Raw genomic sequence first — 15,197 nt, 5'->3', positions numbered from 1 at the left:
CTGAAGACGAGGCGTCGCCGGTGGTTCATTTGCCGCTGCCTGCGATCTGGTCGGTATCGCGGGTCAGGTAATAGGCCGCCAGGATCGGCAGGAAAGTGACGATGACCACGACCATGGCGACGACGTTGGTGACCGGGCGCTGGCGGGGGCGGATCAGTTCTTCCAGCATCCAGATCGGCAGCGTCGACTGCTGGCCGGCGGTAAACGTGGTGACGATGACCTCGTCGAAGGACAGCGCGAAGGCGAGCATGCCGCCGGCGAGAAGGGCTGTGGCGATGTTCGGCAGGATCACATGGCGGAAGGTCTGGAAGCCGTCTGCGCCGAGATCCATCGAGGCCTCGATGAGCGAGCCGGAGGTGCGGCGGAAGCGGGCGACGGCGTTGTTGTAGACCACGACCACGCAGAAGGTGGCATGGCCGAGGATAATCGTCCAGAAGGAGAAGGGGATATCCGCGAGCGAAAAGGCCGAGCGCAGCGCAATGCCGGTGATGATGCCGGGGAGCGCGATCGGCAGGATGACGAGCAGCGAGATCACTTCCCGGCCGAAGAACTTTGTGCGGGCGACAGCTGCGGCTGCTAGCGTTCCGAGTACCATGGCAATGACGGTTGCGATGCTCGCGACCTTGACCGAGAGCCAGAGCGCTTCCCAGATGTCCGGACGGTTCCAGGCAACTGCGAACCACTTGGTGGTGAAGCCCGGTGGTGGCCACTGGAAGCTCTTTTCCTCCGTGGTGAAGGCATAGACGAATATCAGCAGGATCGGCAGATGCAGGAAGGCCAGGCCGGCGCCAGCGGCGATCTTGAGCGCAAGGCCTGATGACTGGGAGCGGTCAGAGCGCATCGAAGGCCCCCATGCGTTTGGCGATGGTCAGATAAATGCCCATGATCACGATCGGCACGACCGAGAAGGCGGCGGCAAGCGGGATGTTGCCGGCGGTGCCCTGCTGGGCATAGACGGCCTGGCCGATGAAGAGGCGCGAGGTGCCGACGATCTGCGGGATGATGTAATCGCCCATGGTCAGCGAGAAGGTGAAGATCGAGCCGGCGACAATGCCGGGCAGCGCCAGGGGAAAGAGCACATGGCGGAAGGTCTGGCGGCTATCGGCGCCGAGATCGCCCGAGGCTTCGATCAGGTTGCCGGGCACGCGTTCAAGGGCCGCCTGAGTGGGCAGGATCATGAAGGGTAGCCAGACATAGACGAAGACAATGAAGGTGCCGAGATAGCTGATCGACAGCGAATTGCCGCCGATGACGGGAATGGCAAGCAGCCCATCGAGCAGCCAGGTCAGATGGAGCTTGGCGAAGATCCAGGTGAGGATGCCTTCCTTAGCGAGGATCAGCTTCCAGGCATAGACCTTGACAAGATAGCTCGACCAGAGCGGCAGCATGATGCCGAGATAGAAGACGGCCTTCCAGCGGCCTTTGGCATAACGTGCGGCGTAGTAGGCGATCGGGAAGGCGATGACGGCAGAGGCCAGCGTGACGGCAGCCGACATCAGCAGCGTGCGTAGGATGATGTCGAAATTGGCCGGGCGGAGCAGTTCGCCATAGGTTGCCAGCGTGAACTCGTAATTGATCAGCCCGGAGAACTCGTCGATGGAAAAGAAGCTCTGCAGGAGCAGCGCCACCAGCGAGCCGACGTAGATGATGCCGAGCCAGAGCAGGGGCGGCACCAGCATCAGAACCAGCAGCAGGTTGGGCCTCCGCCAGAACAGATCCGAGAGCCGCCCCATCAGGCCCTGACGGCCAGGGGTGATGGCAGATGTGGAGATCGCCGTCATGCGGCCTCCTCCATGTAATGCAGGTCGGAAGCCGACCAGGTGATGCGGATGCTTTCGCCGGCCTGCGGTGCGGCTTGGCCGGCTGGCAGCGAGAGCGTGAGAGCGGCCACCGCCGTCTCGACGAAGAGCTTGGTCGAGGCGCCAAGGAAGCTGGTCGAGCGCACGGTCGCCTCGACACCGCCTTCCGATACGATGCGGATCGCTTCGGGGCGCAGGCTCGTCCAGCGGGCTTCTCCGCCCAGCGCCTTCATGGCTTCAGGTGCAACTACATTGGACGAGCCGACGAAATCGGCGACGAAGCGGGTGCGGGGCTTGTTGTAGATCTCGTGCGGTGTTCCGGCCTGGACGATCTTGCCGTCATTGAAGACAGCGACGCGGTCGGCCATGGAGAGTGCCTCGCCCTGATCGTGGGTGACGAAGACAAAGGTGATGCCGAGCGAGCGCTGCAGGCTCTTCAGCTCCTCTTGCATCTGTTCGCGCAGCTTCAGGTCCAGCGCGCCGAGCGGTTCGTCGAGAAGGAGGACCTTCGGCTTGTTCACGAGAGCGCGGGCAAGCGCCACGCGCTGCCGCTGACCGCCGGAAAGCTGACCGGGCTTGCGGGTGCCGTAGCCAGGAAGCTTGACCATTTCCAGCGCCTTCTCGGCCTCGCGGTGGCGCTCGGCCTTGGCCACGCCCTTGACCATCAGGCCATAGGCGACGTTGTCGAGAATGTTCAAATGCGGGAAGAGGGCATAGTCCTGGAAGACCGTGTTGACGTTGCGGCGATAGGGCGGCACGCCCTCGGCGGTTTCACCGAAGATCTCGATATGGCCAGACGTCGGCTGTTCGAAGCCGGCGATCAGGCGCAGGCAGGTCGTCTTGCCGGAGCCGGAGGGGCCGAGCATGGCGAAGAATTCACCTGGCTCGACCGTCAGGTCGACGGCATCGACGGCTTTCACGCTGCCGAAATGGCGCGAGACCTTCGAGAAGGAGACGGCTGCGGTCATGGGGGCTCCAGAGTTGCTTTATAGCCCCTCATCCGCCTGCCGGCACCTTCTCCCCGCAGGCGGGGAGAAGGACGTGCTTCCGCCGGCCTCGCAAAGCGTCGGCTGGCAGCAATCAGAGCGGTGGCTTCGGGGCAAGTCCCCTCTCCCCGTTCACGGGGAGAGGGTTAGGGTGAGGGGCAAGTGCCCCGGTTTGCGAGATCAACGTCCGCCGATCACACCGATGTAGTCGGAGACCCAGCGGTGGTAGGGGACGCATTCGCCCTGGCTTTCGCACTTGGAAACCGGCGTCTTCCAGAACTTGATCTTCTCGAAGTTGTCGAAGCCGTTGTTGGTGCAGCCAGCGTCGGTCAGGAGCGCGTTGCCCTTGCAGGCGGCGGGAACGGAGGGAACCGTGCCGAACCAGGCGGAGACGTCGCCCTGGACCTTGGGGGACAGCGAATGCTCCATCCACATATAGGCGCAGTTCGGGTGCTCGCTTTCGGCATGCAGCATGGTCGTGTCGGCCCAGCCGGTGACGCCTTCCTTCGGGAAGACCGATGCCACGGGCTGGTCGGCCTTCAAGAGGTTGACCTGGAAGGGCCAGGAGCCGGAGGCGACTACGCCTTCGTTCTTGAAGTCGTCGATCTGGATGAAGGCATCATGCCAGTAGCGGCTGACGAGCTGTCGCTGGCCGCGCAGGAGGTCAAGCGCTGCCTTGTACTGATCTTCGTTGAGTTCGAAGGGGTCCTTGATGCCGAGTTCCGGCTTGTGGAACATCAGGTAGTTGGCGGCGTCGGCGACATGGATCGGGCCGTCATAGGCCTGAACGCGGCCCTTGTTGGACTTGCCGTCGGCAAGCGTCATCTCTTCGAAGACGACGTTCCAGCTGTCGGGAGCTTTATCGCCAAAAGCCTTGGTGTTGTACATCAGGACGTTCGGGCCCCAGACGTAAGGCGTGCCGTAATGGACGCCGTCCTTGGTATGCCAAGGTGCGTTCTGCAGGCGCTCGTCGATGGTGCTCCAGGAGGGGATCAGCGCCGTGTTGATCGGCTGAACGCGCTTGCCGGCCACGAGGCGCAGCGAAGCGTCGCCCGAGGCGGTGACGAGATCGAAGCCGCCTTCGTTCATCAGGGCGACCATTTCATCGGAGGTGGCGGCGGTCTTTACCGAGACCATGCAGCCGGTCTTCTTCTCGAATTCGGTGACCCAGTCGAAATTCTTGTCGGTTTCGCCGCGTTCGATATAGCCAGCCCAGGCCACGATGGAGAGGGCGCCTTCGCCGGCTCCGAGTGCCTGCAACGGCTCCTGGGCAACAGCGGCGGTGGTCATACTCAATACAGAGGCAAGGACAGTGCAAGACTTCAGAAGAGATTTCATCGCGGGGTCTCCCGTTTTTGAGGCCGCGTTTTTGCGGCCATATGTTCCCGGCGAGAAAGTTGCCGCGAATTAACCGCATTCGCAAATTCATTCGTCAGAATGGTGGTATCGGTTTTTCCGATGGCGTGTTGGTTGAGGTAATTGTTCTTAAGTGCCCCTCATCCCCATGCCGGGATCTTCTCCCCGCAGGCGGGGAGAAGGCGGCGGTAGCCGGATGAGGGGCAATCGCTGCGGGTCTTTACCTGACCCTTCCACTCCGGCTCGCCTCAGCGATGCCGACGAAGTCGCGGGCTGCCTGCGGCAGGCTCGAGCCCTTGCGCCAGACCATGCCGACCTGCACCACCGGAAGCGCGCCCGACACATCGCGGCTTTCGATGCGGTCGCCTTCCAGCGACCAGGGGCGGTAGACGAGGTCGGGCAGGAGCGCCACGCCGGCGCCGGTGGCGACCAGGCTGCGGACCGCTTCGACCGAGCGGGTGCGGAAAGCGACATGCGGGCGGGCGCCCAGCGCCGACAAGAGCTTGCCGGTGTTCTCCTCGATTTCGTCCACCGTCAGCATGATCAGCGGTTCCTTGGTGATATCGGCAATCGAGATGATGTCGGCCGAGACCAGCGGATGGCCGATCGGGAGCCAGAGGCGATAGGGCGAGGTTTCCAGGATTTCGGCCTGTAGCGCCATGCGGTCGCGCAGGTTGGAGATGACCATGACCGCGACATCCAGTTCGCCGCCGATCAGCAGGTGTTCGAGATAGGAGCCGTTGTCCTCGATCGCCGAGACCTCGACGCCCGGGCAGGCCCGGCGATAGCGGGCGAGCAGGTCTGACAGAACGTAGCCGGCGACGAGCGAGGTGACGCCGATGTTGAGCGTGCCGCCGGTGCTGTTCTGGGTTTCGGTGAAGACGTTGCGGGCGTCCGACACATCCGCGAGGATCTTCGTCGCGTGGCGGAGAAACTGGTGGCCGTTATAGGTGATGGTCAGGCCGCGCGGGTGGCGCTCGAAAAGTTCGACGCCGAGATCGCCCTCCAGCTCCTTGATCGCCTCGGTCACTGAGGACTGGGAGATCGAGAGGTTCTGGGCGGCGCGCGTGACGGAACCCTGCTCGGCGACGGCGACGAAATACTGCAACTGACGGAGGGTGAAGGCCATGGCTCTTTCAAGCATGGCGCCCGCCGTGAGGCAAGGCGGTCGTCATGACAGGCGAGGGGTTGTCAGGTTGCAGGGCAGGTTTGCAAAACTGCACTGGTCAAGACCCGCTCAGGGTGTAGGATCGTTATGCCCGCGCCGTTGGTTCGTCCACGGATCCCTCCTCGTGCAAAGCTCCCATTGCCCCATGAAATCGACGCCGCTCGGCTATCTCTTCACCTTCCTCGCCTTTTCCGTCTTCGCCATTCAGGACGGCCTTTCCAAGCATCTCGGCGAAACCCACTCGCCGGTGCAGGTGGCGATGGTGCGCTACTGGGCCTTCGTCGCCTTCGCGCTGTTTCTGGCGATGCGGTCGTCCGGCGGCCTGAGCGTCGCGGTCAACACGAAGCGGCCGTTTCTGCAAATCCTCAGGGGCCTCATCCTCTTCTTGCAGATCCTTATCTCGATCGTGGCCTTCACGCAGGTGGGACTTGCCCAGAGCCAGGCGATCTTCGCGGCCGGGCCGATCTTTGTCGCGCTCCTGTCCATGCCGATCCTCGGGGAAAAAGTCGGCTGGCGGCGCTGGACGGCGATCCTTTTCGGCCTCGTCGGCGTCGTGATCATGCTGGCGCCCAGCGGCGACGGCTTCAATTCCTATATCTGGCTGCCGCTGATCTGCGCAGTGCTCGGCGCGATCTACGGGATCGCCACACGTCTTGTCAGCCGCGACGACCAGCCATCGACCAGCTTCTTCTATCTGGCAATCGTCGGCTTCATCGGCTCGAACCTGCTCGGTCCCTTCTTCTGGACACCGTTCACACCGGCCGGCTGGAGCCTGATGATCGGCCTCTGCTGCACCGGCATCGTGGGGCATCTGGCGTTGATCAAGGCCTATGAGAACCTCGATGCCGTGATCGTCCAGCCGATCTCCTACTGGCAGCTGGTGCTCGGGGCGATGATTGCGGTCACCGTCTTTGGCGAAGTGTTGCGCTGGAACACGGTGGTGGGTGCCGTCATCGTCGTCGGTGCGGGTCTCTTCACCGTTTGGCGGGAATGGGTGGTGTCACGCCGCGCCAAGCGTGCCGAGGAAGAGGCTCGGGTCTAAAACGCTCCGCAGGTCTTATTCCTCTTCCGCAATGCGTTTCAATTCTTCCAGCCCCACCGGAGCAATCGGGCGGGAGTCCAGGCCGTATAACCGCTCGGCATAATCGCGTTTCACCCTTTCGATCTGCGCCTTTTCGCCCCGGATGCGGGCGCGCAGGAGCGGATCGCGGGTGCCTGTGATCGCCATGGACTTGTTTACCACCCAGCCATAGGGCGCGATGCCAGCGCGGCGCAGGTCGTCCTGCAGGGCGGATGCTTCCGAGACCGGTGTCGTCTCCGGCAGCGTCACCAGCAGGACGCGCGTATAGGCGGGGTCCTGCAGGCGCATCAGCGGCGTGACCATGCGGCCGGGAGCGTTGTCGTCCATGTGGCGGGTCATCTGGCGGTGATAGGCGCCTGTCGCATCGAGGAGCAGCAGCGTGTGGCCTGTCGGGGCCGTATCGATGACGACGAAGCTCGATCGGGCTTCGCCGACGACGCGCGAAAAGGCGTGGAAGACGGCCACTTCCTCGGTGCAGGGAGAGGCAAGATCCTCGCGCAACAAGGCCTTCCCGGCTTCATCGAGATCCCGGCCCTTGGTCGCCATGATCTTGTCGATGTAGCGGGTGGTCTCGGCCTCTGGATCGATGCGGTCGACGGTCAGGCCGGGCATGGCGGCGGCGCCGACGACGAAGGACAGATGGGCCGCCGGGTCTGTCGTGGTGAGGTGGACCGTGTGGCCACGGGCGGCGAGCCCGACGGCGACGGCTGCCGCAACCGTGGTCTTGCCGACGCCGCCCTTGCCCATGACCATCACGAGGCCCTTGCCGCTTGCCGCGATTTCATCGACCAGCGTCGAGAGACGGGGGAGGTCGGGGCTTTCGAAGGTGTCGTCTGCGGTATCGCCGGGAGGTGGGAGCGGCGTATCGGACAGCAGTCCGCGCAGCGCTTCGAGTCCCACCATGTCGAAGGGTTTGAGGGCGACCTCGTCGCGAGGCAGCGATGCCAGTACGGTTGGCAGGTCAGTCAGTGCCTTCTTCTGTTCTGCCGCGAAGGCCGCGGCCACCGGGTCGTTCGGATCTGTCGGCGTGAAGCGGCCGTTGACGGCGAGCATCTGGTTGGAGAGGCCGAGTTCGGAAAGTTCTCCGGCGGTGCGGGCAGCCTCGCGGATCGCGCCGCGATCGGCGCGTGTCACCAGCACGATGGTGGTTCGGGCGGGATCGCCGAGGCATTCCAGCGCCGTGCGGAAGCGGTCCTCCTGCATTTTCAGCCCGGAATGGGGGCCAAGGCAGGAGGCGCCGCGTTCGTTGGTCTCCAGAAAACCTGTCCAGGCCTTGGGCAGGCTGAGCAGCCGCAGGGTGTGGCCGGTCGGGGCTGTGTCGAAGATTATGTGGTCGAAGCGTGGATTGTCATCGGCCAGCAGGCCGACGAATTCGTCGAAGGCGGCAATCTCGGTGGTGCAGGCGCCTGACAGTTGTTCGCGCACGGTGGTGCGGTCCTTTTCGGTCACATCAGGTGCCATCTGGCCGAGCACGCGCTGGCGATAGTCTTCTGCTGCGCTCTCGGGATCGATGTTCATCGCCGACAGGCCTGGCACGCCCGGCACAGGTGTCGGATCGCTGCCGAGGATCAGCCCCAGCATTTCATCGAGATTGGAGGCGGGATCGGTGCTGACGAGCAGGATCTTCAGTCCCTGGTCGGCGAGCGCGATGGCCGTCGCACAGCTGAGCGAGGTCTTGCCGACGCCACCCTTGCCGGTGAAAAACAGATGGCGGGTGGGTTTTTGAAGCAGTTTCATCGTCGACATGGGCGTCCATCCTCGCTTTGATGAGGAGACCCTAGCCCGCCCTTGCCTTTGCACACTTGATCCATGCCAAGTGGCAGGGCGATCAGATGTTTTCTGCTGCGGCGATGCGGTTGACGCTGCGGGCCTGCCAAAGCGTGCGGAAGAAGGCGAGGATGAAGATGCCGCTCATGATCAAGACGATCGTCGGGGCGGGGGCACTGTCGATGAAGAAGCTTAGATAGATGCCCGCGAGTGAAGACGAGACAGCAACGATCACGGCCGTCACCAGCATCGTTGCATAGCGCTTGGTGAGCAGGAAGGCGATGGCGCCGGGGGCGACCAGCATGGCAATCGATAGGATGATGCCAACGGCCTTCAAGGCACCGACGACGACGAGCGAGAGCACGGCGAGCTGGCCGTAATGCAGCAGACGGACCGAGAGGCCGATGGCGCGGGCGTGCTGCGGATCGAAGGCGTGGGCCAGAAGATCCTTGCGCAATACAACGAGGAATGCGGTGGCGAAGAGGGCGATCAGGCCGGTCTCGATGAGATCCGAGGGCAGCAGACCCAGCATGTCGCCGAAGAGGATGTGGTCAAGGTGAACGGAGCTCTGGACCTGGACATAGAGGACCAAGCCCAGACCGAACATGCCCGAAAAGACGATGCCGAGCACGGTGTCTTCCTTGATGCGGCTGTTCTCCTTGATGAAGCCGGTCAGAAGCGCACAGACGAGACCGGCGATAAAGGCCCCGATCGCCAGCGGAATACCGACGATGTAGGCGATGACCACGCCCGGAAGCACGGCATGGGAGACGGCGTCGCCCATCAGCGACCAGCCTTTTAGCACCAGCAAGCAGGAGAGGAGTGCCATGGGGATGGCGATCATCAGCGTCACCACGAAGGCCGACTGCATGAAAGGAAGCTGGAAGGGCAGGATCGCGAGTTCGAGGGTTTCGCTCATGCCGGCCGCTCCTCGGGCAAGCGGTGCGGTTCTGCCGTGGCTGCGGAAGGCATGGGTTCCAGCGCTTCGCGGGCGCGACTGCGGGCGGCCAGCAAGCCGTGCTTGGGGGCGAAGAGGAAGGCTGCGAGGAAGATCAGGGTCTGCAGCACGACGATAATCCCGCCCGTGGCGCCGTCGAGGAAGTAGCTGGCATAAGCGCCGACGAAGCTCGTGCCGGCACCGATGCCGAGTGCCATGAGGATCAGCCGCTGGAAGCGGTCGGTCAGCAGATAGGCTGTGGCGCCTGGCGTCACGACCATGGCGATGACCAGGAAGGCGCCGACGGTCTGCATGGCGGCAACCGTTGAGGCCGCTAGCAGGGTGAAGAAGATTACCTTGAGACGCTCGGGTTTGAGGCCGATCGAACGGGCATGGTTCTCGTCGAAGAAGGTGACCATCAGGTCCTTCCACTTCAGCGTCAGCACGAGGAGGCTTACGCCGCCGATCAGCACGAGCTGCAGCGTGTCGGCCGGCGTGATCGCGAGGATATTGCCGAGCACGATGGTCTTGATGTCGATCGAGACGGGCGAGATCGACACCATGAACAGGCCAAGGCCGAAGAAGGAGGTGAAGATCAAACCGATGATCGCGTCTTCCTTCAGCTTGGTCCGCTGGTTGAGGAAGAGGATGGCAAGCGCTGCGAGCCCGCCGGACATGAAAGCTCCGAATGCAAAAGGCAGGCCGAGCATGTAGGCGCCGGCAACGCCCGGCACGATGGCATGGGAGAGCGCGTCGCCGATCAGCGACCAGCCCTTCAGCATCAGATAGGCGGAGAGGAAGCCGCAGACGCCGCCAACCAATGCGCTCACCAGGATGGCGTTGCGCATGTAATCATAGGTGAAGGGCTCAACCAGGGTCGCGAGCATCTGATGCTCCTGGTTTCGGCTGGCCATAGATGACGAAGGGGCGCTCGTCATCGGTGATGACGGTGACCTCGCGGCCATCGTCGTCGTCGTGCAGGTCGCGGCCGGCGAGCACGAAGTGGCGTAGCGCCCCTCCGAAGGCGGTTTTCAGGTTTGCCTCGGTGAAGGTGTCCTCGGTCTTGCCCGAGGCGATGACCGTGCCCTTGACGAAGATGGTGCGATCGCAGAAGTCGGGCACGCTGCCGAGATTATGGGTGGAGACCAGCATGACGCGGCCTTCGGCGCGCAGATCCTTCATCAGGCCGATGATCTGTTCCTCGGTGGTGACATCGACGCCGGTGAAGGGTTCGTCGAGTAGGATCACCTGGCCTTCCTGGGCGAGTGCACGGGCAAGGAAGACGCGCTTGCGCTGTCCGCCGGAGAGCTCGCCGATCTGGCGCTTGCGGTAATCGCCCATGCCGACGCGGGCGAGCGCTTCGTCAACGAGCTGATGATCGCGCTTGGAGGGGATGCGCAGGAAATTCATGTGGCCGTAACGGCCCATCATCACGACATCTTCGACGAGCACGGGGAAGTTCCAGTCGACTTCTTCGGCCTGAGGGACGTAGGCGACGAGGTTTTGCTTGAGTGCCTGCTTGACGCTCATGCCGAGCACGCGGATCTCACCTGACGCTACCGGCACGAAGCCCATGATCGCCTTGAAGAGGGTGGACTTGCCGGCGCCGTTGACGCCGACAAGGGCCGTGATGGTTCCGGGCGGGATCGCAAAACTCGCATGGCGCAAGGCCGTGTGGCCGTTGCGATAGGTGACCGTCACATCCTCTGCGGCGATCCCTTCGCGATTGCGTCTTGCGCCCGATCCCATGATCATCCGGCAAATCCCTTCACGATGGTCGATACCGTCACCTTCAAGAGATCCAGATAGGTCGGGACCGGGCCATCAGGCTCGCTGAGGGAGTCCACATAAAGTATGCCCCCGTAGCGTGCCCCGGTTTCGGCTGCGACCTGTTTGGCCGGCTTGTCGGATACAGTGCTCTCAGAGAATACGACGGGGATCTTGTTTTCGATCACCTGGTCAACGACCGCCTTGACCTGCTGCGGCGTGCCCTGGCTGTCGGCATTGATCGGCCAGAGGTAGAGTTCCTTCATGCCGAGATCTCGGGCGAGGTAGGAGAAGGCGCCTTCGCTCGTCACGAGGAAGCGCTCGTTTTCCGGGATCCTGGCGATTTCCGCCTTCATCGGCTCGATCTCGGCGCTGATCTTCTGCGAATAGGTCCTCGCATTGGCCTCGTAGATCGCGGCGTTTGCGGGGTCGAGATCGGTCAGGGCCTTGCGGATGTTTTCGACATAGACGAGGGCGTTTTCCGGCGACATCCATGCATGCGGGTTGGGCTTGCCGTCATAGGCACCGCCGGCAATGCCGATCGGCTCGATGCCATCACTGACGGTTACGGTCGGCACGTCGTCGAGATTGGCGAGGAATTTTTCAAACCAGGCTTCGAGGTTGAGGCCATTGCGCAGCACCAGATTGGCATCGCGTGCCTTCAGGATGTCGCGCGGCGTGGGCTGGTAGCCGTGGATTTCCGCGCCGGGCTTGGTGATGCTTTCGACGATTGCGGCATCGCCTGCAACATTCTGGGCAATATCGGCAATCACGGTGAAAGTCGTGACGACCTTCAGCTTGTCGTCTGCAAAGGCTGTCCCCGGCAGCAGGAGCGCCAGGGCGAAAAGACGGCAGGCAAGCTTTGAGACCATGGTCTATTCCTGTTCTTGCAAGTCATTCTCATTAAAATCTATCGCGCTTCGCGCTGATGTCAACGCTTTTGCAAATCATTTGCAAAAAGCTTTCCGTGATCTGTGCCGGAACTGGAAAGCCGGGGTTAAAGGTTCCGCAAGGAGAAGGGGGCTATAGTCGACCTCAGTATTGCGTAAACAGTCGGGACGGTGTCATGGCGGAGTTCCAAGCGTGAAGGTGCCGAAGATCCACCTTTCACGAAAGCTCATGCTGATTTTGGGCGGGGTGCTGGTCACCCTTGGCGGCACGGGTGCCGCTGCCGTCTATATCGGCGCGGACAAACTGCTCGGCCCCTCCTATGCCGAATTGAACGGGCTTGAATGCACGGAAGTGAAGACGGTCGAGATCCACAAAAAGGATCGCTTCTGGGTGCGCAAGTTCATCACCACCAATGAGCCGGGCGATGGCTTGACGCGCGTCAAGACGGCCTTGCGCGTGGCAAAGACCCTGCAGGAAACGAAGAAGGCCGACCTGGTGCAGGTCGTGGTACTCGATGCCAGCGGTCCCAAGGATCGCTCGGGCATGCGCGGTCGTGCGGTCGGGGCTGACGTTATCTACGTTCCGGACCCGAGCCATGTGCCTCAGGATATGTCGGCGCGTGTCCTGACGGCCCGTTATGCTGATGGTCTTGCTGCGCCGAATGGCGAGTTTTTCGGCGAGCGTGTCGACATGCTCGAGGCCGATATTCAGGCGCTTGTCGCCAAGCTCAACGATCAGACGGATTGTGTGAAGCCTGAAGGCCTGGTGCCGGAAGGTGAGGGCCATGGCGAGAAGGCCGCCGATGGTCACGGAGAGGCGCCGGCTCATGGTGCCGAGGATGCCCATGGCGAGAAGCCGGCCGATGGGCATGGCGAGACGGATGCCAAGGGTGAGGCCGAAGGGCATGGCGATGCGCCGGCCGGCGAACACGGTGAGGAAACTCCGGTCGCCGAGCACGGTGCCGAAGAAGGAAAGGGCTGGATGGCCTCGCTGATGGGCATGGTCGGTCTTGGCGGTGATGAAGCGCCAGCAGAAGGACATGCCGTACCGGCGGACGGCCATGCGGCACCCGCCGATGGCCATGGTGCCGTGGCCGAGGGGCACGAGGCGCCGGCCGAGGATCATGCGGAACCGGCTGCTGTCGCCCATGGAGACGCAGGCTCTGGCGAGACGCACGGAGACGCCACGACCGAACATGCTGCCGCGGATCCTGCCGCACATGCTGAAGACCCGGCTGCCGATGCGGCGCATGTGGCTGCGCCCGAGCATGGGGCTGAACAGGTCGCGCATACCGAAGAGAAGCCCGCTGTTGTCGATGAGGCTGCGGCCCATAGCGCGGATGAAAGCAGCCACGACGGTGCGGTCGAACAAGCCGCTGGCCATGACGTTGCTGCCGGTGAGACGCCTGTTGCCGAAGAGGCACCCGCCGAAGGCGACGGCTGGTTCTCATCGCTAAAGAGCATGGTTGGGCTTGGCGGCTCCGAGGAAGAGGCACCCGTCGCGGATGTTGCCGCTGAAGCCAAGCCCGCCGAGGGTTCGGATGGTGCCAAGAGTGCCGACCACGGGGCTGCCTGGCTCGAGAAGATGCGGGCACAGCCGATCGCACCACAGGGTGCGGGAGCTGCCGCGCCGGCACCCAAGCCGGAAGAGCATGGCGCTGCGACCGAGGCCCATCCACCCGCGGAAGACGAAGCAATCCTGCCGCCCAAGGCCAAGCCCAAAGCCGACGAGCATGCCAAGGCCGATCACTGATCGCTGAGATTGCCTGAGCACCACGCGCTGCAACTCACGGCCAAGAAACACAAAAGTCCCGGTCCTTAGAGGCCGGGGCTTTTGCATGTGATGGTTATATTCGCTCAGTCGTTGCGGTTGCGGCGCGCCGGGAAGAGGATGACGTCGCGGATCGACGGGGCGTTGGTCAACAGCATGATCAGGCGGTCGACGCCGATGCCGAGGCCGCCGGCGGGCGGCATGCCCTGGTCGATCGCATCGAGGAACTCGTCGTCGAGCTGCTTGTCCTTTTCGCCGCGCGAATGGGCCTGTTCGAGCTGCTCGACCATGCGCTTGCGCTGCTCTTCCGGGTCGTTCAGTTCAGAGAAGGCGTTGCCGACTTCCCAGGCGTTGCAATAGGTCTCGAAACGCTCGACGAGGCGCGGTTCGCCCGGCACTTCCTTGGCAAAGGGCGAGATGTCCTTGGGGAAATGCGTAACGTGCGACGGCTGGATCAGCGTGCCCTCGACCTTTTCCTCGAAGATGAAGGCGAGGCATTCGCCCCATGTCCAGTCCTTCTCGACGGCAAAACCTGCGGCCTTCGCGGCGATGCGGGCTTCCTCGTCGGTTTTCATGGCCAGGAAGTCGATGCCTGTTGCTTCCTTGACGGCGTCGGGCATGGGCACGCGCTTGAACGGGCCCTTGAAGGAAAGCTGCTTGTCACCGAAGGTAAGGTCGGTCGTGCCGTGGATGCCGATCGCGAGCGTCTCGAACATGCGCTCGACGAGGCCCATCATGTCCTCGTAATCGGCATAGGCCCAGTAGCATTCCATCATGGTGAATTCGGGATTGTGGCGGGTCGACACACCTTCGTTGCGGAAGTTGCGGTTGACCTCGAACACCTTGTCGGCAAGGCCCGATACCAGCGTACGCTTGAGGAACAGTTCCGGCGCGATGCGCAGATACATGTCCATCTTCAGCGTGTTGTGGTGCGTCTTGAACGGCTCGGCGGTCGCGCCGCCATAGACGGTCTGCAGCATCGGCGTCTCGACTTCGAGGAAGCCTTCGCCCTCGAGGAAGCGGCGGATGCCGGAGACGATCTTCGAGCGCTGCTGGAAGCGGAGCTTGGATTCCTCATTGGTGAGGATGTCGAGGTGGCGCTTGCGGTAGCGCAGCTCGATGTCGGCGAGGCCATGATACTTCTCCGGCATGGGGAGAAGCGTCTTGGTCAGCATGGTGATTTCATGGGCGTTGATGGTCAGTTCGCCGCGCTTGGTGCGACGGACCTGGCCCTTGACGCCGATGATGTCGCCGAGGTCGATCATCGGCAGCAGCGCGCGGGCTTGTTCCGGCGTCGTGTCCTTGTGGGAGAAGATCTGGATCTTGCCCGAGGCGTCATGGATGTCCATGAACATGCCGGAATTGCGCGATGAATAAACGCGGCCGGCTACAGTGATGATGTCGTCAGACGTCTCGTCCAGTTCCAACCCTGCGTATTTCTCGGCAAATTCCGCATTGGTCATCGTGCGGTGGAAATGCGCCGGATAGACGTCGCCGACCTGTTCGCGCAGCAGCGCGAGCTTCTGGCGGCGGACTTCCGTCGGGTCGGAGGAGAGGGCGGTTTCGGTGGTCTGTTCGGTCATCGCGTGGTTCCTGTGGCGGCCTCTGCCGTAAGTCTTCGCCCCTCACCCTACCCTCTCCCCGCAAGCGGGTAGAGGAGACGTTGTGCCAAGTT

General features: G+C 62.9%; 13 protein-coding genes. 2 read left to right on the top strand and 11 right to left on the bottom strand.

Going from position 1 to position 15,197, the window contains the following annotated elements; translation table 11 throughout:
- Positions 1–25 precede the first annotated feature (25 nt).
- The 5 genes from C0V73_RS03045 to C0V73_RS03025 form a co-directional block, all read right to left on the bottom strand.
- On the bottom strand, positions 26–841 hold the full coding sequence (locus C0V73_RS03045; RefSeq protein WP_102018492.1) for an ABC transporter permease: 816 nt from the start codon (positions 839–841) through the stop codon (positions 26–28).
- Entirely contained in the window at positions 831–1,781 is a 951-nt protein-coding gene (locus C0V73_RS03040; RefSeq protein ID WP_069043365.1) for an ABC transporter permease, read from the bottom strand. Before C0V73_RS03040 ends, C0V73_RS03045 begins: the two co-directional genes overlap by 11 nt.
- Positions 1,778–2,767 (bottom strand): ABC transporter ATP-binding protein, encoded by a 990-nt coding sequence (locus C0V73_RS03035; RefSeq protein WP_102018491.1) that lies wholly within the window; start codon positions 2,765–2,767, stop codon positions 1,778–1,780. The genes C0V73_RS03040 and C0V73_RS03035 overlap by 4 nt, the downstream gene beginning before the upstream one ends.
- A gap of 198 nt (positions 2,768–2,965) precedes the next feature.
- Complete coding sequence (locus tag C0V73_RS03030; protein ID WP_102018490.1) at positions 2,966–4,123, bottom strand: ABC transporter substrate-binding protein; 1,158 nt, start codon at positions 4,121–4,123, stop codon at positions 2,966–2,968.
- A 238-nt stretch (positions 4,124–4,361) separates the two neighbouring features.
- Positions 4,362–5,270, bottom strand: a complete 909-nt coding sequence (locus tag C0V73_RS03025) for a LysR substrate-binding domain-containing protein (protein ID WP_102018489.1) — start codon at positions 5,268–5,270, stop codon at positions 4,362–4,364.
- A 184-nt stretch (positions 5,271–5,454) separates the two neighbouring features.
- Here C0V73_RS03025 and C0V73_RS03020 point away from each other — a divergent pair, with 184 nt between their 5' ends.
- Positions 5,455–6,351: a DMT family transporter gene (locus C0V73_RS03020; RefSeq protein WP_102018488.1), complete on the top strand. Its 897-nt coding sequence runs from the start codon at positions 5,455–5,457 to the stop codon at positions 6,349–6,351.
- 15 nt (positions 6,352–6,366) lie between these two features.
- Here the strand turns inward: C0V73_RS03020 and arsA are convergent, their stop codons facing one another.
- The 5 genes from arsA to C0V73_RS02995 all read right to left on the bottom strand — a co-directional run bounded on the left by arsA (position 6,367) and on the right by C0V73_RS02995 (position 11,733).
- Positions 6,367–8,136: an arsenical pump-driving ATPase gene (arsA, locus tag C0V73_RS03015; RefSeq protein ID WP_102018487.1), complete on the bottom strand. Its 1,770-nt coding sequence runs from the start codon at positions 8,134–8,136 to the stop codon at positions 6,367–6,369.
- An 82-nt stretch (positions 8,137–8,218) separates the two neighbouring features.
- Complete coding sequence (locus C0V73_RS03010) at positions 8,219–9,076, bottom strand: metal ABC transporter permease (protein ID WP_102018486.1); 858 nt, start codon at positions 9,074–9,076, stop codon at positions 8,219–8,221.
- Complete coding sequence (locus tag C0V73_RS03005; protein ID WP_102018485.1) at positions 9,073–9,981, bottom strand: metal ABC transporter permease; 909 nt, start codon at positions 9,979–9,981, stop codon at positions 9,073–9,075. Before C0V73_RS03005 ends, C0V73_RS03010 begins: the two co-directional genes overlap by 4 nt.
- Positions 9,962–10,843, bottom strand: coding sequence for a manganese/iron ABC transporter ATP-binding protein (locus C0V73_RS03000; RefSeq protein ID WP_102018920.1), 882 nt, complete (start codon positions 10,841–10,843; stop codon positions 9,962–9,964). Before C0V73_RS03000 ends, C0V73_RS03005 begins: the two co-directional genes overlap by 20 nt.
- 2 nt (positions 10,844–10,845) lie before the next feature.
- On the bottom strand, positions 10,846–11,733 hold the full coding sequence (locus tag C0V73_RS02995) for a metal ABC transporter substrate-binding protein (RefSeq protein ID WP_102018484.1): 888 nt from the start codon (positions 11,731–11,733) through the stop codon (positions 10,846–10,848).
- A gap of 247 nt (positions 11,734–11,980) precedes the next feature.
- Between C0V73_RS02995 and C0V73_RS02990 the strand changes: the two genes are divergently transcribed.
- Complete coding sequence (locus C0V73_RS02990; protein WP_102018483.1) at positions 11,981–13,504, top strand: hypothetical protein; 1,524 nt, start codon at positions 11,981–11,983, stop codon at positions 13,502–13,504.
- 104 nt (positions 13,505–13,608) lie between these two features.
- Here C0V73_RS02990 and lysS read toward each other — a convergent pair whose 3' ends face one another.
- Positions 13,609–15,105 (bottom strand): lysine--tRNA ligase, encoded by a 1,497-nt coding sequence (lysS, locus tag C0V73_RS02985; protein WP_102018482.1) that lies wholly within the window; start codon positions 15,103–15,105, stop codon positions 13,609–13,611.
- Between the last annotated feature and the right edge of the window lie 92 nt (positions 15,106–15,197).

Source organism: Rhizobium sp. TH135 (assembly GCF_002855515.1).
Lineage (GTDB): Bacteria > Pseudomonadota > Alphaproteobacteria > Rhizobiales > Rhizobiaceae > Allorhizobium.
This window is presented reverse-complemented; position numbering and strand designations above follow the sequence as displayed.